This is a genomic window from Micromonospora sp. NPDC005254, from assembly GCF_042872525.1.
Lineage (GTDB): Bacteria > Actinomycetota > Actinomycetes > Mycobacteriales > Micromonosporaceae > Micromonospora.
On sequence record NZ_JBIAKM010000003.1, the window covers coordinates 346101 to 371081 of the forward strand.

General features: G+C 74.0%; 19 protein-coding genes and 1 pseudogene. 14 read left to right on the forward strand and 6 right to left on the reverse strand.

All coding sequences use genetic code 11. From position 1 onward, the window contains the following. Positions 1 to 76 precede the first annotated feature (76 nt). The 3 genes from ACFYPR_RS11310 (at position 77) to ACFYPR_RS11320 (ending at position 4637) form a co-directional block, all read left to right on the forward strand. The gene (locus ACFYPR_RS11310) at positions 77 to 1960 is read left to right on the forward strand and encodes an ABC transporter ATP-binding protein (RefSeq protein WP_355067209.1); all 1884 of its coding nucleotides are present in this window, start codon (positions 77 to 79) and stop codon (positions 1958 to 1960) included. 67 nt (positions 1961 to 2027) lie between these two features. After that, positions 2028 to 3803, forward strand: a complete 1776-nt coding sequence (locus ACFYPR_RS11315; protein ID WP_387259654.1) for an ABC transporter ATP-binding protein — start codon at positions 2028 to 2030, stop codon at positions 3801 to 3803. An 84-nt stretch (positions 3804 to 3887) separates the two neighbouring features. Then, positions 3888 to 4637: a DUF2470 domain-containing protein gene (locus ACFYPR_RS11320; protein WP_387259657.1), complete on the forward strand. Its 750-nt coding sequence runs from the start codon at positions 3888 to 3890 to the stop codon at positions 4635 to 4637. Positions 4638 to 4645: 8 nt separating this feature from the next. On the opposite strand, the gene ACFYPR_RS11325 is transcribed toward ACFYPR_RS11320, so the two are convergent. The 3 genes from ACFYPR_RS11325 to ACFYPR_RS11335 all read right to left on the reverse strand — a co-directional run bounded on the left by ACFYPR_RS11325 (position 4646) and on the right by ACFYPR_RS11335 (position 6818). Next, positions 4646 to 5242, reverse strand: a complete 597-nt coding sequence (locus ACFYPR_RS11325; RefSeq protein WP_354856170.1) for a TetR family transcriptional regulator — start codon at positions 5240 to 5242, stop codon at positions 4646 to 4648. 83 nt (positions 5243 to 5325) lie between these two features. Continuing rightward, positions 5326 to 6081, reverse strand: a complete 756-nt coding sequence (locus ACFYPR_RS11330; protein ID WP_354856171.1) for an ABC transporter permease — start codon at positions 6079 to 6081, stop codon at positions 5326 to 5328. Next, the gene (locus tag ACFYPR_RS11335) at positions 6078 to 6818 is read right to left on the reverse strand and encodes an ABC transporter ATP-binding protein (RefSeq protein WP_354856172.1); all 741 of its coding nucleotides are present in this window, start codon (positions 6816 to 6818) and stop codon (positions 6078 to 6080) included. The genes ACFYPR_RS11330 and ACFYPR_RS11335 overlap by 4 nt, the downstream gene beginning before the upstream one ends. Before the next feature lie 555 nt (positions 6819 to 7373). On the opposite strand from ACFYPR_RS11335, the pseudogene ACFYPR_RS11340 reads away from it, so the two are divergent. From ACFYPR_RS11340 to ACFYPR_RS11355, 4 genes and pseudogenes are all read left to right on the forward strand, one after another. Beyond that, positions 7374 to 7697, forward strand: a pseudogene (locus ACFYPR_RS11340) (phosphoribosyl-AMP cyclohydrolase); the annotation flags it as partial. Positions 7698 to 7877: 180 nt separating this feature from the next. Then, the gene (hisI, locus tag ACFYPR_RS11345; protein ID WP_355067229.1) at positions 7878 to 8306 is read left to right on the forward strand and encodes a phosphoribosyl-AMP cyclohydrolase; all 429 of its coding nucleotides are present in this window, start codon (positions 7878 to 7880) and stop codon (positions 8304 to 8306) included. Next, on the forward strand, positions 8303 to 9856 hold the full coding sequence (locus tag ACFYPR_RS11350) for an anthranilate synthase component I (RefSeq protein WP_355067207.1): 1554 nt from the start codon (positions 8303 to 8305) through the stop codon (positions 9854 to 9856). Before hisI ends, ACFYPR_RS11350 begins: the two co-directional genes overlap by 4 nt. A gap of 55 nt (positions 9857 to 9911) precedes the next feature. After that, complete coding sequence (locus ACFYPR_RS11355; protein ID WP_387259660.1) at positions 9912 to 10478, forward strand: Trp biosynthesis-associated membrane protein; 567 nt, start codon at positions 9912 to 9914, stop codon at positions 10476 to 10478. Here the strand turns inward: ACFYPR_RS11355 and ACFYPR_RS11360 are convergent, their stop codons facing one another. Beyond that, on the reverse strand, positions 10479 to 10748 hold the full coding sequence (locus tag ACFYPR_RS11360; RefSeq protein ID WP_354856175.1) for a hypothetical protein: 270 nt from the start codon (positions 10746 to 10748) through the stop codon (positions 10479 to 10481). 487 nt (positions 10749 to 11235) lie between these two features. Here ACFYPR_RS11360 and trpC point away from each other — a divergent pair, with 487 nt between their 5' ends. From trpC to trpA, 3 genes are read left to right on the forward strand one after another with little or no spacing between them, the layout of a single operon-like run. Next, entirely contained in the window at positions 11236 to 12039 is an 804-nt protein-coding gene (trpC, locus tag ACFYPR_RS11365) for an indole-3-glycerol phosphate synthase TrpC (RefSeq protein WP_039906616.1), read from the forward strand. 37 nt (positions 12040 to 12076) lie between these two features. After that, positions 12077 to 13315, forward strand: a complete 1239-nt coding sequence (trpB, locus tag ACFYPR_RS11370; RefSeq protein WP_354856176.1) for a tryptophan synthase subunit beta — start codon at positions 12077 to 12079, stop codon at positions 13313 to 13315. Position 13316: 1 nt separating this feature from the next. Beyond that, positions 13317 to 14120 carry a tryptophan synthase subunit alpha gene (gene trpA, locus ACFYPR_RS11375; RefSeq protein ID WP_354856177.1) on the forward strand — a complete coding sequence of 268 codons (804 nt, stop codon included), beginning with the start codon at positions 13317 to 13319 and terminating at the stop codon, positions 14118 to 14120. Between the two features lie 293 nt (positions 14121 to 14413). On the opposite strand, the gene ACFYPR_RS11380 is transcribed toward trpA, so the two are convergent. Beyond that, complete coding sequence (locus ACFYPR_RS11380) at positions 14414 to 15022, reverse strand: NUDIX hydrolase (protein WP_387259663.1); 609 nt, start codon at positions 15020 to 15022, stop codon at positions 14414 to 14416. Between the two features lie 101 nt (positions 15023 to 15123). On the opposite strand from ACFYPR_RS11380, the gene lgt reads away from it, so the two are divergent. Both lgt and ACFYPR_RS11390 read left to right on the forward strand, forming a co-directional pair. Continuing rightward, positions 15124 to 16314, forward strand: a complete 1191-nt coding sequence (lgt, locus tag ACFYPR_RS11385) for a prolipoprotein diacylglyceryl transferase (RefSeq protein ID WP_355067202.1) — start codon at positions 15124 to 15126, stop codon at positions 16312 to 16314. Between the two features lie 15 nt (positions 16315 to 16329). Continuing rightward, the gene (locus ACFYPR_RS11390; RefSeq protein ID WP_234587996.1) at positions 16330 to 17517 is read left to right on the forward strand and encodes an FAD-dependent monooxygenase; all 1188 of its coding nucleotides are present in this window, start codon (positions 16330 to 16332) and stop codon (positions 17515 to 17517) included. Between the two features lie 66 nt (positions 17518 to 17583). On the opposite strand, the gene ACFYPR_RS11395 is transcribed toward ACFYPR_RS11390, so the two are convergent. Beyond that, entirely contained in the window at positions 17584 to 18420 is an 837-nt protein-coding gene (locus ACFYPR_RS11395; RefSeq protein WP_355135382.1) for a GNAT family N-acetyltransferase, read from the reverse strand. Positions 18421 to 18594: 174 nt separating this feature from the next. On the opposite strand from ACFYPR_RS11395, the gene gltB reads away from it, so the two are divergent. Both gltB and ACFYPR_RS11405 read left to right on the forward strand, forming a co-directional pair. Further along, on the forward strand, positions 18595 to 23286 hold the full coding sequence (gene gltB / locus ACFYPR_RS11400; RefSeq protein ID WP_387259995.1) for a glutamate synthase large subunit: 4692 nt from the start codon (positions 18595 to 18597) through the stop codon (positions 23284 to 23286). Continuing rightward, the gene (locus ACFYPR_RS11405; RefSeq protein ID WP_387259666.1) at positions 23279 to 24814 is read left to right on the forward strand and encodes a glutamate synthase subunit beta; all 1536 of its coding nucleotides are present in this window, start codon (positions 23279 to 23281) and stop codon (positions 24812 to 24814) included. Before gltB ends, ACFYPR_RS11405 begins: the two co-directional genes overlap by 8 nt. Positions 24815 to 24981: the final 167 nt, after the last annotated feature.

Sequence of the window (24981 nt, forward strand, 5' to 3'; positions counted from 1 at the left end):
TCCCGTCCGGGTCGGCGGTGCCGGCTCGCAGCGGTAAGGATGAGGGAGATAATTGTGGCTTACGGCGGGGGAGAGCGTGGCGAGCAGGACAAGTCGGGACGTGCTCGGCAGGGGGCTGGGGGTTCTGCGGCAGGCGATCCGGGAGCAGCCGCGGATCTTCGCGGTTGCCGTGATCGGCAGTGTGCTGTTCGGCTCGATGGTCATCGTCAGCGCGTACGTGGTGGGCGCGGTGGTCGGTGATGTGGTGGTGCCGGCCATCGCGCGGGGCGAGGTGGGCGTCGGCACCCTGGCGCTGGCGGCGGTCGCCCTGTTCGGGATCAGCGTGCTGCGGGTGGTGGGCATCTTCGGCCGCCGGCTCGGCGCGGGCTACATGCAGTACCGGCTCCAGGCCGCCTACCGCCGCCGGGTCACCCGCCGCTACCTGGACCTGCCGCTGTCGTGGCACCACCGCAACGCCACCGGCACGCTGCTCTCCAACGCCAACTCCGACGTGGAGGCGGCCTGGTATCCGATCGCTCCGCTGCCCTTCGCGGTGGGCACGCTGGTGATGCTGGTCGGCGCGATCGTCTCGCTGTTCGCCACCGACTGGGCCCTCGCCCTGGTCGGCCTCGCGGTCTTTCCCGCGCTGTTCGCGCTCAACGTGGTCTACTCGCGCCGGATGGCGCCCCGGCAGGCCCGGGCGCAGCGGTTGCGCGCCGAGGTCAGTGGCATCGCGCACGAGAGCTTCGACGGCGCGTTGGTGGTCAAGACGATGGGCCGCGAGGCGCAGGAGACGGCCCGGTTCGCCGGTCGCGCCGGCGAACTGCGCGACGCGTTGATCGCGGTCGGCCGGCTGCGGGGCGTCTTCGACCCGCTGCTGGAGACGCTGCCCAGCCTCGGCACCCTCGCGGTGCTGGTGGTCGGGGCGTTCCGCCTGCGCGAGGGCGCGATCAGCGTCACCGAGCTGGTCAGCGTCGCGTTCCTCTTCACCGTGCTGGCCTTCCCGGTGCGGGCCATCGGCTGGGTGCTGGCCGAGCTGCCGCGCAGCGTCGCCGGCTGGGACCGGGTGCGCCGGGTGCTCGACGCCACCGGCGAGATGCCGTACGGGCAGCACGTGCTCGACCCGGCCACCCCGGGGCCGGCCACGCTCACGTTCACCGACGTGCACTTCTCCTACCCGCCGGCCGAGGCGCACCAGCCCGGCGCGCAGGTGCTCGGCGAGGTCGGCTTCACCGTGCCGGCCGGCCGCACGGTCGCGCTGGTCGGGCCGACCGGCGCCGGCAAGTCCACCATCGCCTCGCTGGCCGTACGCCTGGTCGACCCGGACTCCGGCGTCGTCGAGCTGGACGGCGTGAATGTGCGCGACCTGACCGCCGCGTCGCTGGCCGGCACGGTCGCGCTGGTCGCGCAGGTGCCGTTCGTCTTCGACGACACCGTGCGGGCCAACGTCGCCCTGGACCGGGCGGGCATCGACGACGAGGACGTCTGGGCGGCGCTGCGCCTGGCCGAGGCGGACGGGTTCGTCGCCGCGCTGCCGGAGGGCCTGGACACGATGGTCGGCGAGCGGGGCACCTCGCTCTCCGGCGGCCAGCGGCAGCGGCTCACGCTGGCCCGCGCGCTGGCCGGGCGGCCACGCCTGCTGGTGCTCGACGACGCGACGAGCGCCGTGGATCCCCGTGTGGAGGCGGCCATCCTCGCCGGTCTGCGGGCGTCGGCGGGCGAGCCGGGAGTGCCGGCCGCGTCGATCCTGGTGGTGGCGTACCGCCGGGCGACCATCGCCCTCGCCGACGAGGTCGTCTACGTGGAGCAGGGCCGGGTGGTCGCCCGGGGCACGCACACCGAGCTGCTGGCCACCGTCGGAGGGTACGTGGACCTGGTCACCGCGTACGAGCAGGCGGAGGTCGACCGCGCGCAGGAGCGCGCGTACGACGACGAGGTGGCGCAGCTGCCGTCGGGCCTGGAGATCGAGGTGGACCGGTGAGCGCGAGGAGTGCAGCGCAGCGGAGCCCCGCAGTCGCGAACGAAAGGCAAGACCGGTGAGTACGACGGTGACGAATGACGAGCGGGACGCGCGGACGGAGACGACCTGGCAGACCCTGCGGCGGGGGTTGGCGCTCTCCCCGGAGCTGCGGACCGGCCTGGCCGCCACGCTGGGCCTGGCCCTGGTCTACATGGTGGGCCGGGTGGCCGTTCCGGTCGCGGTGCAGCAGGGCATCGACCGCGGCATCGTCGGCGGTCTGAACCTCGACGTGGTCTGGTCGGTGGTGGCGGTCACCGCGGCGATCCTCGTGGTCACCACGGCCTGCGGCTATCTGATGATGCGCCGGCTGTTCACGGTCAGCGAGACGGCGTTGGCGAATGTGCGGACGCGGGCGTTCCGGCACGTGCACGACCTGTCGATGTTGCACCAGCAGTCGGAGCGGCGTGGGTCGCTGGTCTCGCGGGTGACCAGCGACGTCGACCAGATCACCCAGTTCCTCCAGTGGGGTGGGGTGATCCTGCTGGTCAACCTGGGTCAGCTGGTGGTGACGACGGCCGTCATGCTGGCGTACTCCTGGCAGCTGACCCTGGTGGTGCTGGTGGCGTTCCTGCCGGCGGTGCTCGTCATCCGCCAGTTGCAGCGTCGCCTCGGCGCGGCGTACGCGACGGTGCGTCAGCGCACCGGCACGCTGCTGGGCGCGGTCGGCGAGAGCGTCGTGGGCGCGCCGGTGATCCGGGCGTACGGCATCGCGGGGCGCACGGCCCGGCGGTTGGACGACGCCATCGACAATCAGCGCCTGGCGCAGCAGCGGGCGATCCGGATCAGCATCGTGGGCAGTTCGGTCGGCGAGCTCGCGGCCGGGTTGGCGCTGGCGGGCGTGGTGGTGCTCGGGGTGACGTTGGGGGTGGACGGCACGCTGTCGATCGGCCAGCTGACCGCCTTCCTCTTCCTGGTGACGCTGTTCATCCAGCCGGTGCAGATCGCCACCGAGGTGCTCAACGAGGCGCAGAACGCGATCGCGGGCTGGCGGCGGGTGCTGGACGTACTCGACGTGGCCCCGGATGTGGCGGACCCGGGGGAGCAGGGACGGGACCTGCCGGCTGGTCCGTTGGACATCCGGTTCGCCGGGGTGCGGTTCGCCTATCCGGGTGGCCCGCCGGTGCTGCACGACATCGATCTGGAGATCCCGGCGAAGAGCCGGGTGGCGGTGGTCGGCGAGACGGGCAGCGGCAAGACGACCTTCGCGAAGCTGCTCACCCGCCTGATGGACCCGTCGGCGGGAGCGGTGCTGCTGTCCGGGGTGCCGCTGGCGCAGGTGCGGTTCGACTCGCTGCGCTCCCGGGTGGTGATGGTGCCGCAGGACGGGTTCCTCTTCGACGCGACGGTGGGGGACAACGTCCGGTTCGCCCGGCCGGAGCTGACCGACGAGCAGCTCGGCGCCTCGTTCACGGAGTTGGGCCTGGCGGACTGGTTGGACGGTCTGCCCGCCGGCCTGGACACGCCCGTCGGGGAGCGTGGCGAGGCGTTGAGCGTCGGGGAGCGGCAGCTTGTCGCGCTGGCCCGGGCGTACGTGGCCGATCCGGACCTGCTGGTGCTGGACGAGGCGACCAGCGCGGTGGACCCGGCTACCGAGGTGCGGCTGCAACGCACCCTGGACGCCGTCACGCGGGGTCGCACGACGCTCGCCATCGCGCACCGGCTCTCCACCGCGCAGGCTGCCGACGAGGTGATCGTGGTGGACCGGGGTCGCATCGTGCAGCGCGGCCCGCACGATGAGCTGGTGCACGATGCCGACTCGGTCTACGGCCTGCTGTACGCCTCCTGGTTGGAGCAGACCCGGTAACGAAGTGCCAGGCTGCTGGACGCCGTGGAACGGGTGCTCTACGCTCCGGGTTAGGTAAGCCTAACCTCTTAAGGAGGTCGCGCCATGCGGCCCAGCCCCGCCGAGATCGTTCGTACCCTCGTCGCCGGTCGGCTGCCCGGTCTCGTCCACCTGGCCCGCCGGCCGGGCCCGCACCACGCCCGGCACGTGACCGATCCCGACGGCCGGGTGCTGCTGCTGGTGCCGGTGGCCAGCCACCTGGGCGCCGCGCTGCGGCCGGTGGCCGGTGGCGCCGACGTCGCAGTGGTTCTGGACGTCCTCGACCTGCCGCCCGCGGCCGGCGCTCCCGGGCTGGGGCGGGCCTGGGTCTCCGGCTGGGCCGCCGAACTGCACGACGAGGAGGCACGCCGAGCGGCGCTCGACTTCGCCGCGGTCGAGCCGACCGGCGACCTGCTCGACGTGGGCGTCCGGTTCCGGCTGTTCCGCTTCGAGGTGGCCGAGGTGCGCTGGGAGCGGGCCGGCGTCGTGCACCGGATCGACCCGGGGGAGTACGCCGAGGCCGAGCCGGACCCGGTGCACCCGTTCGAGGCGCTGCTGCTGGCCGACCTCGCCGAGCGCGACGCCGACCAGGTGACCGACTACCTGCGCCGGCAGCTCGGGTTGACCGAGCAGACCCCGGACGGGCCGCCGCGCGTGGTGCGCATCGACCGTTACGGCCTGGTGGTCGCCCTCGGGCGCCCCGGCGCGCGGCGGCGCGTCCGGCTGGCGTTCCCGTGCCCGCTGGCCGAGCCCGACGAGCTGAGCCGCCTCCTGCCGACGCTGCGTCGCCCGGCCGACGCCCGCCCGCCCCGCTGAATGGCGGTCTAGGTCGGCAACTGCCCGGTGAGGTAGCGCTGAATGGTCGGGCCGATCATGGCGACCAGCGTCTCCCGGTCCGCCGAGGCGACCGGCTCCAGCCGTACCACGTGCCGCATCATGGCCAGCCCGATCAGCTGGGTGGCGACCAGCGAACCGCGCAACGGCAGCTGGGCCGGATCGACGTCGAGCTGGTCGAGGACCCGACGCAGCACCTGCGTGGTGATGAACTCGCGCAGCAGGCGGGCCGTCCACTCGTTGCTCACAGCGGAACGCATCAGCGCCACACCCGCACTGCCGGCCGGGGAGTCCCAGATGCCGAGGAACGCCCGCACCAGTCGCTCGCCGATGCCGTTCCGGTCGCCGGCGAGCACCGTCGGTAGCACCTCGCCGGGATCGACCGGGAACTGCATCGCGGCCAGGAAGAGCTGGTCCTTGCTGCCGAAGTAGTGGTGCACCAGCGCCGGGTCCACCCCGGCGGTGGCGGCGATGCCGCGGATCGAGGCGGCGTCGAAGCCGCGCTCGGCGAACGCCGCCCGCGCCGCGTCGAGGATCGCCTCCCGGGTGTCCGGGTTGCCGGGTCGCCGGCCGGTCCGCCGCGTCATCGCCGCCCTTCGTTCGTCCGCTGACGCCGCCGGTCGCCCGACGGCTGGCGGCAACCCGCGGGGCGCGGGTCGCCGCCGGTCGGTCAGCCGGTGCGCCGGCGCAGGGTCGCCGCCGCGAGCACCAGCGCCAGCACCACCGCGCCGAGCACCACGCCCACGTCCCGCCACATCGTGCCGGTCGGCTCGGCGTTGGCGCCGACTTCCTGCAACGCCTCGATGGCGTACGACAGGGGGAAGGCGTCACTGAGCGCCTGGAGCCAGCCGGCCATCTGGTCGCGGGCCACGAACAGTCCACAGAGCAGCAGCTGGGGGACCACCACGACCGGCAGAAACTGTACTGCCTGGAACTCGGTGCGGGCGAAGGCGCTGCACAGCAGGCCGAGGGCGACGCCGAGCACCGCGTCGAGCACCGCGATCCCGATCACCAGACCGCTGCTTCCGACGGTCCGGAGATCGAAGATCCAGTACGCCACACCGGCGGCGACCGCGGCCTGTACGGCGGCGGCCAGCCCGAACGCGATGCCGTACCCGAAGAGCAGGTCGAGCTTGCCCAGCGGGGTGGTGAGCAGCCGTTCCAGGGTGCCGGAGGTGCGTTCCCGCAGCATCGCGATGCTGGTGACGAGGAACATGATCACGAAGGGGAAAATGCCCAGCATCACCAGGGCGATCCGGTCGAACGTCGACGGCTGCCCCGGCGGGGTCGGCTGGTCGACGTACATGAAGTAGACCAGGGTGAGCAGGACGGCCGGCACCAGCACGAGCAGCGCGATGGTGCGCCGGTCGTGCCGGAGCTGACGCAGGATGCGGCCGGTGGTGGCCGCCAGGATCCGCGGGTTCACGATGCCTCCCGTCCGGCCGGCGCGTCCGTGGCGCCGGCCTTGATCAGTCGCAGGAACGCCTCGTCGAGGTCGTCCACGCCGGCGGCGGCGCGGATCGCGGCCGGGCTGTCGTCGGCGATCAGCCGCCCCTGGCGGATCAGCAGCAGCCGGTCGCAGCGGGCCGCCTCGTCCATGACGTGACTGGACACCAGCAGGGTGGTGCCGGCGGCGGCCATGGCGTGGAACCGGGCCCACAGGTCGGCCCGCAGCACCGGGTCCTGACCGACGGTCGGCTCGTCGAGGATGACCAGCTCCGGGTCGCCGACCAGGGCGCAGGCCAGCGAGGCGCGGCTGCGCTGACCACCGGAGAGGGTGGCGACCAGTTGACCGGCCGCCTCGGCCAGACCGACCGCGCTGACCGCCTCGTCGGCCTCGGCACGACCACGGCCGTACAGGGCCGCGAAGTACCGGGCGTTCTCCCGGACGGTCAGGTCGGCGTAGACGCTCGGCGCCTGGGTGAGGTAGCCCACCCGGTTGCGCAGCTCCGGGGCGCCCGCCGGCTGGCCCAGCACGGTGACCGTCCCCGCGCTGACCAGCTGCACGCCGACCACCGCCCTCATGAACGTGGTCTTGCCGCTGCCGCTGGGGCCCAGCAGGCCGGTGACGGCGCCGCGCGGAACGGCGCAGCTGATGCCGTCCAGCACCCGCCGTCCGCCCCGGTCGACCACCAGGTCGCGGACGGTTATCGCGTCGTCCATCACGCACCTCCGAGAAACTCATCGTCTGTTGAACTCAACGCTAGATGAGATATCTCCGTCCGCGCAACAGCCCGCTTCCCCGACACCGCCCGCCGTCGCGCCCAGCATCACAACGGGCAGTAGGCTTCGGACCGGACAGCAGGTCCGGCAACGGGCATTGCGTACTGATCGGGCGTACGGCACGATGACGCCGTGGGTCACGCTCCGTTACCGCACAGCGGATTTCTTGAGGACTGGGCCGCGCGGTTGCGGGACGCCGCTGAGCGGCCGGTCGTCGGCATCCTGCTGCGCGGCAGTCACGCCCGACGGGCCGCCACCGCGCACAGCGACGTCGACCTCGACGTGCTGGTCGGCGGCTCCCCGTACGCTGCCCGCCGCGCGTACCTGGCCGAGACCGCCGGCCGGGTCACCCACGTCTCGGTGGCCGCCCGCGACGTCCGCTCCTGGGTGCACCGGCTCGGCGAACCGGCCGACTGGGCGTTCGGGCTGCCGGTCACCGCGCCGGCCCGGCTGCTCTGGGCCGACCCGCACTGGCGGCCCCGGATCGACCTGCCGGTGCTCTGCCAGCCCGCCGGGCCACCCCGGCTGGAGGAGCTGATCGCCATGCTCGGCAAGGCCGCCGCCGCCCGGGCCGCCGCCGACCGCCTCGGGGTCCGGCTCGCCGTGGCGGACCTCGCCCGGCTCTGCCCGTCGGTGCTGCGCCCGGCGAACCCGTCGGTACGGGTGTCGTCCCGGCGGGCGGCGTTCGCGGCGGCCCTGGAGCTGCCGGTCGCCCCCGCCGGCTACCGCGACGACATGCTGCTCTGCCTCGGGCTGCGTCCGGGCGGCACCGGGCAGCTCTGGGCCGCCGCCGTACGGCTGGTCGCCGGGATCCTGCCGTTGATCCGCCCGTACGCCGGGGAGATCGCCGACACGGCCGGCGCCGACCTGGCCGACGCCCTGGTCGACGGCCGGCTGGACCGCTACGTGGCCCAGCTCGCCCGGCCCGTGGGCCACCCGCCGAACCCTCGGCGGGAGTCGTCGCCGGTGCCCGCGCCGCGTGCAGGACAATGGGTAACTGTGCCCGTACCTGACGCGCCGGTGACCGGCGTCCCCAGCGATCCGAGCGGCCCGGCGGCGTCGACGCCGGCCCGTCCGACCCGGCTCGACCCGGCCATCGCGGCCCGGCTGCGCCGCACCGCCGACGGTCTGGTCGCCGCCGTGGTGCGCGCCCACGACTCCGGCGAGGTGCTGATGGTCGCCTGGATGGACGACGAGGCGCTGCACCGCACCCTCACCACCGGCCGGGCCACCTACTGGTCGCGCAGCCGCCGGGAGTACTGGGTCAAGGGCGCCACCTCCGGCCACCACCAGTACGTGCGCTCCGTCGCGCTGGACTGCGACGGCGACGCGCTGCTGGTCAGCGTCGACCAGGTCGGCGCGGCCTGCCACACCGGGCACCGGACCTGCTTCTTCACCGAGCTGCCGGTGACGGGGGCCGGCACATGACCGACGGCGCGGTGAGCCCCGACCTGGCCACCTTCACCGACGTGGCTGCCCGCTGGCGCGTGGTGCCGGTCACCCGACGCCTGCTGGCCGACGCCGAGACCCCGGTGGGTGTCTACCGCAAGCTCGCCGGCGGGCCCGGCACGTTCCTGCTCGAGTCGGCCGAGCAGGGCGTCGGCTCGGCGGGCATGGCCTGGTCGCGGTACTCGTTCATCGGCGTGCGCAGCAGCGCGACCCTCATCGAGCGGGACGGGGTGGCGACCTGGCTCGGCCAGCCGCCCGCCGGGCTGCCCACCGACGGCGACCCGGTGCGCGTGCTGCGGGACACCGTCGTGGCGCTCGCCGGCCCGCTCGGGGACCCGTCCGACGGTCTGCCCCCGCTGACCGGGGGCATGGTCGGCTACCTCGGCTACGACCTCGTCCGCCGCTTCGAGCGGCTGCCCGAGCTGACCGAGAACGACCTGGGCGTGCCCGAGCTGGGCATGATGCTCGCCACCGACCTGGTGGTCCTCGACCACTACGACGGCTCGGCGATCCTGGTCGCCAACGCGGTGCTGCCGCCGCTGGACACCCCGGGCCGCGACGCGCAGGTCACCGCCGCGTACCACCACGCGGTGGGCCGCCTCGACGCGATGACCACGGCGCTGTCCCGACCCATCCCACCGATGATCTCCACGGTCGAGCGTCCACCGGCCGACGAGGTTCTCTGTCGTACGCCCGAGGGTGGCTACCTGAAGGCGGTGGAGGCCGCCAAGGAGGCGATCCGGGCGGGCGAGTGCTTCCAGATCGTGCTGTCCCAGCGCTTCGAGCGGGCGACGCACGCCGATCCGCTGGACGTCTACCGGGTGCTGCGCACCAGCAACCCCAGCCCGTACATGTACCTGCTGCGCTTCGACGGGTTCGACATCGTCGGCTCGTCGCCGGAGGCGCACCTGAAGGTCACCGCCGGTGCGGACGGGCGGCGCCGGGCGCTGCTGCATCCGATCGCGGGCACCCGGCCACGCGGTGCCACCGCGACGGCGGACGCCGGGCTCGCCGCCGAGCTGCTCGCCGACCCCAAGGAGCGCGCCGAGCACGTGATGCTCGTCGACCTGGGCCGCAACGACCTGGGCCGGGTCTGCGAGCCGGGCAGCGTCCAGGTGCCCGAGTTCGCGACCATCGAGCGGTACAGCCACGTGATGCACATCGTCTCCACCGTGACCGGCACGCTGCGTGACGACTGTTCCGCGTTCGACGCGCTCGCCGCGACCTTCCCGGCCGGGACGCTCTCCGGGGCGCCCAAGGTGCGGGCCATGGAGATCATCGAGGAGTTGGAGCCGGTCCGCCGCGGTCTCTACGGCGGCACGGTCGGCTACTTCGGCTTCGGTGGTGACCTGGACATGGCGATCGCCATCCGGACCGCGCTGATCCGTGCCGGCCGCGCCTACGTGCAGGCCGGCGCGGGGGTGGTCGCCGACTCGGATCCGGCCGCCGAGGAGCAGGAGACCCGCGACAAGGCCGCCGCCGTGCTGGCCGCGATCGCCGCGGCGGAAACGCTGAGGGCGGCTCGGTGAGCGCGAGGAGTGCAGCGCAGCGGAGCCCCGCAGTCGCGAACGAGAGGTCGGCTCGGTGAGCGCGGGGGGTCGGCGTCAGTTGACGTACGCCATGCTGCTCTGCCTGGCGGGCGCGGGCCTGGCGCTGTGGGCGGCGACCCGGGGCTGGTCGGTCGAGCTGACCGCGCGGCCGGCGCCGCTGCCGCCGGTTCGCGAGGCCCGCAGCGGGGCCGCCCTGCTGCCGTGGCTGCCGGCGCTGGCGCTGGTCACGCTGGCCGGCGGTGGCGCGGTGCTGGCCACCCGGGGTTGGGTGCGGCGGCTGCTGGGCGTGCTGCTGGGCGTTCTGGGCCTGGCGGTGGCGGCCGGTGGTGGTTACGGGTTGGTCGCCGATCTCGACGGCGTGGTGAGCCGGCAGTGGCCTGCGCTCTGCCTGCTCGGCGGTCTGCTCGCCGCCGTGGGCGGCGGGTGGACGGCGCTGCGGGGCGACGTGTGGCCGGCGATGGGCGCCCGGTACGAGCGGCCGACGTGGACCGTCACGGAGAGTGCGCCCACGACGGTCGCCCCACCGGGCCGGATGGCCGGGCGGCGGACCACCGAGGCGTGGGACGCGTTGGACCGGGGCGAGGACCCGACGGCCGGCTGATCAGCCGACCGGCTGACGCTCCCGCTGCGGGCGGGCGGAGACGGCGCGGGCGGCGGTCAGTTCGGCCACCAGGCGGTCCAGTTCGGCGCGTCGGTCGGCGCGGGCCCGGTCGGCGCAGACCGCCTCCCAGGCGTTGCCGCGTGCCGTGCGCATCCGGCCCTCGCCGACGACGGCCCGCTCCAGGGTGTGCACCACGCCGACGGCGAGTGACGCCACGGTCCGGGAGATGGTGGTCAGTCCGATGCTCGGGTTCGACTCGGCAATGCTCATTGGTCACCCCGCACGAGGAGTTGGCGACGGTCGGGCAGGCGCGTCATCGAGTCTGCCCGAGGACGATGCTGGCCGGCTGACGTTTCGCCGGGGTGACCGCCCGGTCAACTGTCCCGCCATGCCCGCGATCTGGCACCGGCCGTTCGGCCTTGAGCTTGCTCACAGCATCGACCGGTGTCGTTGTCGTCGGGCGGCGAGCCGGAAGCGGTGGCATGATCGATGGGTCGGCCCGGTTCGACCGGGGCCGCCGGGCCCCCGTCGTATGACGGCGGTCGATACCGGAGGTGGCGCTGCGTGACATCCCGTTCACGGCAAGTCGGCCATTATGCCGCAGCCCTTTTCGTGAGCAGCGCCATACCCCCGGCTCCCGGCGTCGGTCGGCTGCCCCTAGCATCGGCCCATGACACCCGGAGAGGGGAGTCCGTTGGTGACTGCTGAGCATGCGCACGCGGAGGGGGACGAGGCCGGTCAGGCAGCGTCCGTAAGCGTGCTCGACGAGATTCTGGCTGGCGTGCGCGAGGACGTCGCCCGACGCCAGGAACAGGTTCCGTTGGAACGGATCCGTGAGCTGGCCGCGGCGGCGCCGCCGCCGCTGGACGCCTACGCTGCGTTGCGTAAGCCCGGCGTGGCGGTCATCGCCGAGGTCAAGCGCTCCTCGCCGTCGAAGGGCCGGCTGGCCGAGATCGCCGATCCGGCCGATCTCGCCGTCGACTACGCGGCGGGCGGGGCGCGGGCGATCAGCGTGCTGACCGAGGGGCGCTGGTTCGGCGGGTCGCTGGACGACCTGGCCGCCGTCCGGGCCGCGGTCACCGTGCCCGTGCTGCGCAAGGACTTCGTGGTCTCCAGCTACCAGGTGCACGAGGCGCGCGCGCACGGCGCCGACCTGGTCCTGCTGATCGTGGCCGCCCTGGAGCAGAACGTGCTGATGGGCCTGCTGGAGCGGATCGAGTCGCTGGGCATGACCGCGCTGGTCGAGGTCCACGACGAGGAGGAGGCCGACCGCGCCCTGGAGGCCGGTGCCCAGGTGATCGGGGTCAACGCCCGTGACCTGCGTACCCTTCAGGTGGATCGGTCGGTGTTCGAGCGGATCGCGCCGGGCCTGCCCAGCAGCGTCGTCAAGATCGCCGAGTCCGGCGTCCGCGGACCGCACGACCTGATCCGGTACGCCTCCGCGGGCGCGGACGCGGTTCTCGTCGGCGAGGGCCTGGTCACCCAGAAGAGCCCACGCGAGGCGGTGGCCGAACTGGTCAACGCCGGCAACCACCCGGCGACGCCCCGGCCGGTGCGCTGACCCGCGCCGGTGTCACGCCCCACCGAGAGGATTTCCGATGAGCGCCGATGCGCTGGCCCCGGTGGCCGGCTCGCAGCCCGACTCCGCCGGCCACTTCGGCCGCTTCGGCGGTCGGTTCGTGCCCGAGGCCCTGGTGGCCGCGCTCGACGAGCTCGACGGGGCGTGGCGTACGGCGATCGCGGACGAGTCCTTCCGGGCCGAGTTCGGGGCGCTGCTGCGCGACTACGCGGGCACGCCGTCGCTGCTCTACGAGGCCCGGCGGTTCTCCGCGAAGGTCGGCGCGCGGGTGCTGCTCAAGCGTGAGGACCTCAACCACACCGGCGCCCACAAGGTCCGCAACGTGCTCGGCCAGGCACTGCTCACCAAGCGGATGGGCAAGACCCGGGTGATCGCCGAGACCGGGGCGGGCCAGCACGGCGTCGCCACCGCGACCGCCGCCGCCCTGTTCGACCTCGAGTGCGTGGTCTACATGGGCGAGGTCGACACCGAGCGGCAGGCGCTCAACGTGGCCCGGATGCGGATGCTCGGCGCCACCGTCGTCCCGGTCACCACCGGTTCGCGCACCCTCAAGGACGCGATGAACGAGGCGATGCGCGACTGGGTGGCGAACGTCGACGAGACCCACTACCTGATCGGCACCGCCGCCGGGCCGCACCCGTTCCCGGCGATGGTCCGTGACTTCGTCCGGGGCATCGGTGACGAGGCCCGCCAGCAGTGCCTCGACCTGACCGGCGCGCTGCCGGACGCCGTCACCGCCTGCGTCGGCGGCGGCTCCAACGCGCTGGGCATCTTCCACGCCTTCGTGCCCGACGAGGACGTGCGGCTCTACGGCTTCGAGGCCGGCGGCGACGGGGTGACCACCAGTCGGCACGCCGCGAGCATCACCGGCGGGTCGGCGGGCGTGCTGCACGGCGCCCGCACGTACGTGCTGCAGGACGCCGACGGGCAGACGCTGGAGTCGCACTCGATCTCCGCGGGCCTGGACTACCCGGGCGTCGGGCCCGAGCACGCCTGGCTGCACGACACCGGCCGGGCCAGCTACCTGCCGGTCACCGACGCCGAGGCGATGGCCGCGTTCGAGCTGCTCTGCCGCACCGAGGGGATCATCCCGGCGATCGAGAGCGCGCACGCCCTCGCCGGCACCGTCACGCTGGCTCCGAAGCTGGCCGCCGAGCTGGGCCGGGAGCCCACCATCGTGGTCAACCTCTCCGGCCGGGGCGACAAGGACGTGCACACCGCCGGGGACTACTTCGGCATCCTCGACAAGGAGCACTGAGATGAGCCGCATCGGGGTGGCCTTCGACAAGGCCCGGGCCGACGGGCGGGCCGTGCTGGTCGGCTGTATGCCGGCCGGGTTCCCGACCGTCGAGGGCAGCATCGCGGCCATGACGGCGATGGTCGAGGCCGGCGTCGACGTCATCGAGGTGGAGATTCCGTACTCGGATCCGGTGATGGACGGCCCGGTCATCCAGAAGGCCAGCGACATCGCGCTGGCCGGCGGCGTCCGGACGTCCGACACGCTGCGCATCATCGAGGCGGTCGCGGCGACCGGCGCGCCAGTCGTCACGATGACCTACTGGAACCCCATCGAGCGGTACGGCGTGGACGTGTTCGCCCGCGACCTCGCCGCCGCCGGCGGCACCGGCCTGATCACGCCGGACCTCATCCCCGACGAGGCTGCCGAGTGGCTGGCCGCCTCGGACGCGCACGGCCTGGACCGCACCTTCCTGGTGTCGCCGTCGTCCACCGACGCCCGGGTGGCGATGACCGTGGACAACTGCCGGGGCTTCGTCTACGCCACCGCCGTGATGGGGGTGACCGGCGCTCGGGCGCGGACCTCCGACGCCGCCCCCACGTTGGTCTCGCGGGTTCGCGCGGTCACCGACCTGCCGGTCGGTGTCGGCCTGGGCGTGGGCACCGGAGCGCAGGCCAGCACCGTCGCCGGGTACGCCGACGGGGTGATCGTCGGCAGCGCGCTCGTCCGTTGTGTGCTCGACGCCTCCTCGGAGGCCGAGGGGCTGGCCGCGCTGCGCACCCTCAGCGCCGAACTCGCCGAGGGCGTCCGCAACCCCGCGCGCTGACCTCGGCCCCCGGGCCCGGACGCCGGCCCTTCGGGCCGCTGGGCGCTGCACCGCTGGTCCCGTTCGGCTGGCCGGTGGTTTCGTTCGGCCGGCCGGTGCGACGGACGGCATGAGCGCCGGGCCTGCCTTTCGCTGAAGAGACGTATACCTGTGAGTCATGTTTATGACTCACAGGTATACGGCTCTGCGGCGCGTGCGCTCCCCAGGGCGCGGGCATCAACGACCCGTGACCCCCGCTGGCCCGGGCCGCGGTGAGTGCGGCGTCCGGCAGTGCGGTTGCCGGCAGTGCGGAGTCAGGGCAGTAGGGACGGGTCCGCTGCCGGCTCGCCGCGTTGCTCCGGCGGCTGACCGGCCCCCGACCGCTCATCGCGATCCGCGATCGGCCGGGCCTGCGTGGCAGGTTGGCCCTCCCCGGTGGGGCGGCCCGGCGGCGTGGGGGTGACGGCGTCGAGCGCCCAGGAGACGCGGCGCAGGACGCCGGAGCGGCCGGCGAGCCCGTCGGTGACGGCCGCCCGGGTGAGCGGGGTGACGGCCTCGGGCAGCACCCCGGGGGCGTGCCAGGACAGCCGGCAGCCCGGCGGCGGGTCGGCACTCGGCCGGCCCTCGGCGACACGCGCGCGGAACACGTGCACCAGGATGTCCGGCAGCGGGCCGGCCCGCCCGGCTCGCGTGTGCGTCGTCGGGCCGTCGAGGTGGTAGACGCCCACCAGGTCGACCAGGTCGATCTCCCAGCCGGTCTCGGCGCGGATGTCGCGCAGCGCCGCCCGCACCGGGCTCTCCGCCGGGCGCAGCCGGCCGCCGGGCAACGCGTACCGGCGCTGGCCCCGGCCCTGGCGGCAGAGCAGCACCCGGCCGGCGGCGTCGGTGACGACCGCGGCGACCGCCCAGGTGAGCGCGCTCATGGACAAAGAGCGTACGGCGGCGCAAACCAGAAGTCATCGGGATCCGCGCACGGCGGCCCGGGGTGCCGCTGCGGGGGTGCGCAGCGGTAGCGTGTGCACCCGTGACCATCGCCTCGCTGTCCCCCCAGGCGGCCCTGCCCAGTCCCAGCACCGCGGTATGGCAGCTCGGGCCGGTCCCGATCCGGGCGTACGCGCTGTGCATCATCGCCGGCATCGTGCTGGCCTGCTGGGTGACCGAACGCCGTCTGCGTCAGCGCGGCGTCGCGCCCGGCGCGGTGCTCGACATCGCCGTGTGGGCGGTGCCGACCGGCATCATCGGCGCCCGGATCTACCACGTGATCACCTCTCCGGAGAAGTACTTCGGCGCCGGTGGCGAGCCGATGAAGGCGTTCGCCATCTGGGAGGGCGGTCTCGGCATCTGGGGCGCCGTCGCCGGTGGGGCCATCGGCGTGTGGATCGCCGCCCGCCAGCTGGGCATCCCGTTCAGCGTGGTGGCCGACGCGCTCGCGCCCGGGCTGCCGCTGGCCCAGGCCGTCGGGCGGCTCGGCAACTGGTTCAACAACGAGCTGTTCGGTGGCCGCACGACGCTGCCGTGGGGCCTGGAGATCCACCGGATGGACCCGGACAACCCGGGGCACGCGCTGCGGGACGACGCCGGGCAGCCGATCCTCGAACCCGGCCTCTACCACCCGACGTTCCTCTACGAGGCGCTGTGGAACCTGGGCGTGGTCGCGCTGGTCCTCATCCTGGACCGGCGGTTGCGGCTCGGGCGGGGCCGGGCGTTCGCGCTGTACGTGATGGGCTACACCGCCGGCCGGTTCTGGATCGAGCTGATGCGCACCGACGAGGCGAACCAGATCTTCGGCGTACGGCTCAACGTCTGGACGGCCGCCCTGGTCTTCCTCGGCGCGTTGATCTACTTTGTGCGGGTCCGCGGCCCCCGGGAGTACCTGATCCCGATCGGCCCGGCCGCCACGCCCACGCCGCCCACCACGTCCGACCTGTCCCAGGTCGACGTCTCCGAAGGCCAGACCGGCGCGCGCGCCGCTGCCCCGGAGGGTTACCGGGTGGTCAGCGAGGAGCAGTACGACACCTGGCGGAACACCGGCGTGGCGCCGCCGGAGGCGGCCGACGACGTACGCCCCGAGGGCGCCGAGCCGCTCGACGACGAGGCGACCGACGACGAGGCAGCCAGCGCCCGCGCCGACGGGCCGGCGGATGACCCGCGCGAGGCGCGCGACGAGGACCGGGCCGACGCCGCCGGCGTACGCCCCGCCGACCGGGACAGCTGAGCGGGGGCGGCACCGATGCGAAGCGCGGTGGTGGTCGGCGCCGGGGTCGGAGGCCTCGCGGTCGCCGGCGCGCTGGCCCGGTCCGGTTGGCAGGTCACCCTGCTGGACCGCGCCGAGCGGGTCCGCCCCGAGCCGACCGCCGTGGTGCTCTGGCCCAACGGCGTCCGCGCGTTGCAGGCCCTCGGCCTCGGCGCCGGTCTGGCCGCCATCGCCACCCCGCTGCCCGACGGTGGGGTCCGCCGCCCGGACGGGCACTGGCTGGTGCAACCCCGGCCGACGCCGGCCGACCGGATGCCGGTGGTGGTGCACCGGGAGGACCTGCACGACGCGTTGATCGCCGGCCTCGGTGACCGGGTCGAGCTGCGGACCGGGGTGACCGTGCGCCACGTTCGCGTCGAGCCGGGCGAGCGCCCGGGTGTGAGCGACGGACGGCACACCATCGAGGCCGACCTGGTGGTCGCCGCGGACGGCACGGACAGCGTCATCCGTCGCCAACTGGCCCCCGAGTCCGGCGTGGTCAGCTCCGGCTGCGCGGCCTGGCGGGCTGTCATCCCCTGGTACCGGGCGCCCCGGCTGCCCGCCGACCAGCCGATCGCCGGCGAGGTTCTCGGCGCGGGCTACCGGTTCGTGGCCGCCTCGCTGGGCGAGCGTGGCTCCTCGGGCGGTTCCAGCCGGGGTGGCATCTACTGGGTGGCCACCGCCGCCGGCGCTCCCCGCCCCGAGCCGCCCGAGACTCAGCTCGCCCTCCTGCGCCGCTGGTATGCCGGCTGGCCGGCGCCGATCGCCGCGCTGCTCGACGCCACCGACCCGAGCGACCTGGTGCAGCAGGAGGTCCGTGAGCTGCGCCCGTTGCCCCGCGCCTACGGCTTCGGAGTCGGGCCGGGCGGGGTGGTGCTGCTCGGCGACGCGGCGCACGCCATGCCGCCGCACCTCGGCCAGGGCGCCTGCCTCGCCTTCGAGGACGCCGCGACGCTCGCCTCGCTGCTGCGCGAGGCCCGCCTGCCCGACGCCGTGCAGACGTACGACCGGGTGCGCCGTCCCCGGGCGGCGACAGTGGTCCGCCAGACCCGGCGCATGTCGGCGGTGCTCCAGACCCGGGGCCGGTTGGCGCTGCGCGCCCGCGACGCCGCGCTCGGCACCATCAACTCGCGGCTGCTCTCCAGCGCCGCCGCCTCCGCGGCGCAGTGGCGTCCGCCGGCCTGACCGTCCGCGTTGCTCTGCAAACCGCGTAGCTCTGGGAAACCGCGTGGCTCTGGGAAACCGCGCGGTTCAGGGGATCAGGGCGGCGGGTTCGGCGATGCAGGCGGTGCCGATGCGGCGGAAGCCGACCCGCAGGTAGACCCGTGCGATCTCCTCGCTGCCCGCGGAGAGGAAGACGAGGTCGGTGCCGGCGGCGAGCAGTTCGCGGGCGAGGGTGGCGGTCAGCGCGGCGCCCATGCCGCGACGGCGCGCGGCCGGCAGGGTGGCTACCCCGGCGATCTCCGCGACGTCGTCCACCCGCATCGCCATGCCGCTGGCCAGCGCGCCCTCGGTCGGCGTCCCGGCCAGCGCGGAGATCCGCCGGCCGTCGGCGATCCGGGCCCGCTCCTCATCCAGCGCGGCGAGCTCCAACTCGGTGACCGCCGCGTCGCGCTCGGCCGGCCCGGCCGGGCCGGTCGCGGTGCCGGCGGCACCGAACGCCACGGCCGCCACCGCCCGCCGGGCGGCCACGTCGGCGGCGAAGTCGGGCGAGTCCGCCGCCAGAACCCGCACCGGTACGTCGGACAGCGTCGCCGGGTCGGGCAGCGCGGTCTCGTCGAGGACCATCAGCGGGGCCTCCAGCACGTTCAGCCCCGCCGAGCGGGCCACCGCCAGCAGCTCCGGGGTCGTCTCGTGCACCCACTCGAAGGCCTCCGGAAGGCCCAGCTCCCGCTGGCGCTCCCGCACCGAGCTCACGTCGGCCAGGGACGGCGCCTCGGTGGCGCCGATCCGGGGCCGGGCGTAGAACGGCCAACCGGCACCCTCGCGGACGAACAGCACCAACCCGCCGTGCTCCTCGGCGCCGGCGACGTCGCGGGGCACGGCGTCGTAGAAACGTTCCAACCGGTCGAAGATGTCCTTGTGCACCGAATCCACCGCGCGAGACTACACGTCCCAGACTCTGGACGGTGTGATCAATCTTGAGTGGCCTTGTGCCCCCAGCCCTAACGTAGACTCAACAGACCCACGGGCCGACGTCGTCCCCACCATGATCCAACCTGAGTGACGACAGGAGGCCCGGTGGCTCAGCCGTACGCGGACATGACACAGCCGCACCCGCACAGCCCGCAGGCGTCCCCGACGCCCGGCCCCCATCCGCCCGCCCAGGGCCTCTACGACCCGGCGCAGGAGCACGACGCCTGCGGGGTGGCCTTCGTGGCGGACATGCACGGCCGACGGTCCCACGCGGTCGTCGCCAACGGGCTCGGTGCGCTCTGCCGCCTGGACCACCGGGGTGCCCGGGGCGCGGAGCCCAACACCGGCGACGGCGCGGGCATCATGATCCAGGTCCCGGACGCGTTCCTGCGCGCGGTCGCCGACGTCACGCTGCCACCGGCCGGCGAGTACGCCACGGGCCTGGTGTTCCTGCCCGACGACGACGCTGCCGAGGCCCGTGCCCGCCGGGTGGTCGAGAAGTACGCGCTGGTCGAGGGCGCGGACCTGCTCGGCTGGCGGGACGTGCCGATCGAGCCGCAGGGGCTCGGCGACACCGCCCTGGCGGCCATGCCCCGGGTGCGGCAGGTCTTCGTGGCCGCCCACCGCCTCACCGATTCGCCCGCCGGGCCGGCCGGTTCCGCCCTGAGCGGCATCGACCTGGACCGGGTGGCCTTCTGCCTGCGCAAGCAGGCCGAGCGGGAAACCGCCGAGCGGGGCGTGCCGGCGTACTTCCCGTCGCTGTCCAGCCGCACCATGGTCTACAAGGGCATGCTGACGCCCGACCAGCTGCCGGCGTTCTACCCCGACCTGCGTGACGAGCGGGTGGAGAGCGCGATCGCGCTGGTGCACTCCCGCTTCTCCACCAACACCTTCCCGTCCTGGCCGCTGGCGCACCCGTACCGGTTCATCGCCCACAACGGCGAGATCAACACGATCCGGGGCAACCGCAACTGGATGCAGGCCCGCGAGGCGCTCCTGCGCTCGCCGAACGTGCCGGGCAACATCCGGCGGGTCTTCCCGGTCTGCACCCCCGCCGCCTCCGACTCGGCGAACTTCGACGAGGTTCTGGAGCTGCTGCACCTGGCCGGGCGAAGCCTGCCGCACGCGGTCCTCATGATGATCCCCGAGGCCTGGGAGAACGACCCCGGGATGGATCCGGCCAAGCGTGCCTTCTACCGCTTTCACGCCAGCCTCATGGAGCCGTGGGACGGTCCGGCGTCGGTGGCCTTCACCGACGGCGAGATCGTCGGCGCGGTGCTGGACCGCAACGGGCTGCGCCCGGGGCGCTGGTGGCAGACCGACGACGGCCTCGTGGTGCTCGGCTCCGAGGCGGGCGTGCTCGACCTCGACCCCGCTCACGTGGTCGCGAAGGGGCGACTCCAGCCGGGCCGGATGTTCCTGGTCGACACCGTGGCCGGGCGGATCGTGCACGACGACGAGATCAAGTCCGAGTTGGCCGCCGCGCAGCCGTACGGCGAGTGGCTGCACGCCGGGCTGATCGAGCTGGACGACCTGCCGCCCCGTGAGCACACCGTCTACACCCACGACTCGGTGCGCCGCCGCCAGCAGACCTTCGGCTACACCGAGGAGGAGCTGAAGGTCCTGCTCGCGCCGATGGCCCGTACCGGCGCGGAGCCGCTGGGCTCGATGGGCACGGACACCCCGATCTCGCCGCTGTCCACCCGGCCGCGGCTGCTCTACGACTACTTCCACCAGCTCTTCGCCCAGGTCACCAACCCGCCGCTGGACGCCATCCGCGAGGAACTGGTGACCAGCCTGGCGTCGACGATCGGGCCGGAGGGCAACCTGCTCGACCCGGGCGCGGCGAGCTGCCGGCAGATCGTGCTGCCGCACCCGATCATCGACAACGACGAGCTGGCGAAGATCCTCTCCATCGACGAGGACGGCGACCTGCCCGGCTTCAAGGCGGTGCGGGTCTCCGGGCTGTACCGCATCCGCGAGGGCGCCGCCGGGATCAAGGCGCGACTGATCGAGATCTGCCGGCACGTCTCCGAGGCCATCGAGGACGGCGTCCGCATCCTGGTGCTCTCCGACCGGGACTCCAACGCCGATCTCGCGCCGATCCCGTCGCTGCTGCTCACCGCCGCGGTGCACCAGCACCTGGTGCGGGAGCAGACCCGCACCCAGGCGGCGCTGATCGTGGAGTCCGGCGACTGCCGAGAGGTGCACCACGCGGCGGTGCTGATCGGGTACGGCGCGGCGGCGGTCAACCCGTACCTGGCGTTCGAGTCCGTGGAGGACATGATCACCACGGGCACGCTGGCCGGCGTGCAGCCCGCGGCCGCGGTGCGCAACTACGCCAAGGCGCTCGGCAAGGGCGTCCTGAAGATCATGTCGAAGATGGGTATCTCGACGGTCTCGTCGTACTGCGGTGCGCAGGTCTTCGAGGCGGTCGGGCTGGACACCCGGCTGGTCGACCGCTACTTCCGGGGCACCCCGAGCCGGATCGGCGGCGTCGGGCTGGCCGGTGTGCACGCCGAGGTGGCCGCCCGGCACGCGCTGGCCTGGCCGCCGGCCGGCACCGTCGGCTCCGACCGGCTGGAGGTCGGCGGCGAGTACCAGTGGCGCCGCGAGGGTGAGCTGCACCTGTTCAACCCGGAGACGGTCTTCCTGCTCCAGCACGCCACCCGCAGCCGGCAGTACGACGTCTTCCGCCAGTACACGGCCAAGGTCGACGCGCTCGCCGCGCAGGCCGGCTCGCTGCGCGGGCTGTTCACCCTGCGCACCGGGGTCCGCCCGGCGGTGCCGATCGAGGAGGTCGAGCCGGCCACCGAGATCGTCAAGCGGTTCGCCACCGGCGCCATGTCGTACGGCTCGATCTCGGCCGAGGCGCACGAGACGCTCGCCATCGCGATGAACCGCCTCGGCGGCAAGTCCAACACCGGCGAGGGCGGCGAGGACGTCGATCGGCTGCACGACCCGCTGCGGCGCTCCTCGGTCAAGCAGATCGCCAGCGGCCGGTTCGGTGTCACCAGCGAATACCTCGTCAACGCCGACGACCTGCAGATCAAGATGGCCCAGGGCGCGAAGCCCGGCGAGGGCGGCCAGCTGCCCGGCAACAAGGTCTGGCCGTGGATCGCCCGGACCCGGCACGCCACTCCCGGCGTCGGCCTGATCTCGCCGCCGCCGCACCACGACATCTACTCCATCGAGGACCTGGCCCAGCTCGTGCACGACCTGAAGTGCGTCAACCCGGCCGCCCGGGTGCACGTCAAGCTGGTCAGCGAGGTGGGTGTGGGCACTGTCGCCGCCGGTGTGGCCAAGCTCAAGGCCGACGTCATCCTGATCTCCGGCCACGACGGCGGCACGGGCGCGTCCCCGATGAACTCGCTCAAGCACGCCGGCACCCCGTGGGAGCTGGGGCTGGCCGAGGCGCAGCAGACGCTGCTGCTCAACAAGCTGCGCGACCGGGTCACCGTGCAGGTCGACGGCCAGCTCAAGACCGGCCGGGACGTGCTGATCGCGGCGCTGCTCGGCGCGGAGGAGTTCGGCTTCGCGACCGCGCCGCTGATCGTCTCGGGCTGCGTGATGATGCGGGTCTGTCACCTGGACACCTGCCCGGTCGGCATCGCCACCCAGAACCCGGTGCTGCGCGAGCGGTACACGGGCACGCCGGAGTTCGTGGAGAACTTCTTCCTGTTCCTCGCCGAGGAGGTTCGGGGGTACCTGGCCGAGCTGGGCTTCCGGTCCATCGAGGAGGCCATCGGGCAGACCGAACTGCTCGACGTGGCCCCGGCGGTGTCGCACTGGAAGGCCCACGGGCTCGACCTGGCACCCGTCCTGCACCTGCCGGAACTGCCCGCCGGCGCTGCCCGCCGCGGGGTGCGCGCCCAGGACCACGGCCTGGAGCACGCTCTGGACAACGAGCTGATCGCGCTCGCCCGGCCGGCGCTGTCCGAGGGCGCGCCGGTCCGCGTCGAGGTCGCGGTGCGCAACGAGCACCGCAGCGTCGGCGCGATGCTCGGCGGCGAGGTGACCCGCCGCTTCGGCGGGGGCGGCCTTCCGGACGACACCGTCGAGTTCGTGCTGCACGGCACCGCCGGGCAGTCGTTCGGCGCGTTCCTGCCGCGCGGGGTGACGCTGCGTCTGCACGGCGACGCCAACGACTACGTGGGCAAGGGCCTCTCCGGGGGCCGGCTCATCGTCCGTCCGGACGCCGCCGCGCCGTTCCTCGACCCCGACGCCGAGCCGGGGCAGCGCGCGGAGGATCAGATCATCGCCGGCAACACCATCCTGTACGGGGCCACGGCGGGCGAGGTCTTCCTGCGCGGCCGGGTGGGGGAGCGGTTCGCGGTCCGCAACTCCGGCGCGGTCGCCGTCGTCGAGGGCGTCGGCGACCACGGCTGCGAGTACATGACCGGCGGCACGGTGGTGGTGCTCGGCGCGACCGGCCGCAACTTCGCCGCCGGCATGTCCGGCGGGACGGCGTTCGTGCACCTGTTGGACACCGCGCGGGTCAACACGGAACTGGTCGACCTGGCGCCGCTGGGCGAGCAGGAGCAGACGCTGCTGCACGAACTGGTGCAGCGACACGTGGCCGAGACCGGGTCGGCGGTCGCCGAGGAGCTGCTCAAGCGCTGGCCGGAGGCGGTGTCCGAGTTCACCGCGGTGGTACCCCGCGACTACCGCCGGGTGCTGGAGATCATGCGGGCCGCCGAAGCAGCCGGCCGCGACGTCGACGACGCGGTCATGACAGAACTGACCGCGCCCGCTGTGCCGGCGATGCCGGTGCCGCCCGCCCCGCGGGTGGCTGCCCAGGAGGTGGCACGTGCCTGACCCGAACGGTTTCCTGCGCTACGACCGGCGGCTGCCGGCCCGCCGCCCGGTGCCGGTGCGGATCAGCGACTGGCGGGAGGTGTACCCGCCGGCCGGCGAGGAACTCATCCGCGAGCAGGCCACGCGATGCATGGACTGTGGCATCCCGTTCTGCCACGACGGCTGCCCGCTGGGCAATCGCATCCCGGACTGGAACGACCTGGTCCGCACCGGCAACTGGGACGCCGCGGTGGAGTCGTTGCACGCCACCAACAACTTCCCGGAGTTCACCGGCCGGCTCTGCCCGGCGCCCTGCGAGGCGGCCTGCGTGCTGGGTATCGCCGGCGGCCAGCCGGTCACCATCAAGCAGGTCGAGGTGGAGATCGCCGACGCGGCCGCGGCGCGCGGGTTCATCCCGCGCCCGGTGCCGGCGCCGTCGGGCCGGTCGGTCGCCGTGGTCGGTTCCGGGCCCGCCGGCCTGGCCGCCGCCCAGCAACTGGCCCGCGCCGGTCACGCCGTGACGGTGTACGAGCGCGACGACGCGATCGGCGGCCTCCTCCGGTACGGCATCCCCGACTTCAAGTTGGAGAAGCGGCACATCGACGCCCGGTTGGCGCAGCTCGCCGCCGAGGGGGTGCGCTTCCGCACCGGCGTGAACGTCGGCCTCGACGTCACCGCCGAGCAGTTGCGCGCCGAGCACGACGCGGTGCTGCTGGCCTGCGGGGCCTTGCAGGGCCGGGACACCCCGGAGACCCCGGGGCGGGCGCTGCGGGGCGTACACCAGGCGATGGCGCACCTGGTCGCGGCGAATCGCGCGGTCGCCACGGCGGCCGGCGGCGGGCCTGGCGTGGCGGTCACCGGCGAGGGTCGGGCGGCCCGCGCGGTGCTGCCGGACGGCACCCCGATCGACGCGGCCGGCAAGCACGTGGTGATCATCGGTGGCGGGGACACGGCGGCCGACTGCCTCGGCGTCGCCCACCGGCAGGGCGCCGCCGGCGTACACCAGCTCGACCTGTACCCGCAGCCGCCGCACGAGCGCGACGAGGCCCGGGACCCGTGGCCGACCTGGCCGTGGATCCTGCGCAGCTACCCGGCGCACGAGGAGGGTGGCGAGCGGGTCTTCGCCGTGGCCGTGCAGGAGTTCGTGGACGACGGCACCGGTCAGGTGCGCGCGGTGCGGATCGCCGAGGTGACCGTCGAGAAGCGCGACGGCCGGCGGATGGTCACCGTCGTTTCGGGCTCCGAGCGGGAGCTTCCGGCGGACCTGGTGCTGTTGGCGATCGGTTTCGAGGGCACCGAGCAGCAGCCGCTGCTGGAGCAGTTCGGGGTGACCCGCAACCCGCGGGGCGCCGTCGACGCCCGGGACGACTGGCAGACCGACGCCGACGGCGTGTTCGTGGCCGGGGACATGCACCGGGGCGCCTCGCTGATCGTGTGGGCCATCGCCGAGGGGCGCGCGGCGGCCGCCGCGATCCACGGTTACCTGGGTGGTGCCGGTGCGCTGCCGGCGCCGGTCGGCCCGGCCGCGCAGCCGCTCGCCGTTCGCTGACTCGCCGTTCGGTGACTCGCCGTTCGCTGAGGAGTTCCCGGAGCCGTGGGGGGGGGGGGGGGGGGGGGCGGGGCCGCGGGGGGGGGCCGGCGGGGGGGGGCGGGGCCCCCCGCGGGGGGGCCCCCCCCCCGGACCCAGATAAGAATCGGGGGGGGGGCCGTGGCGGG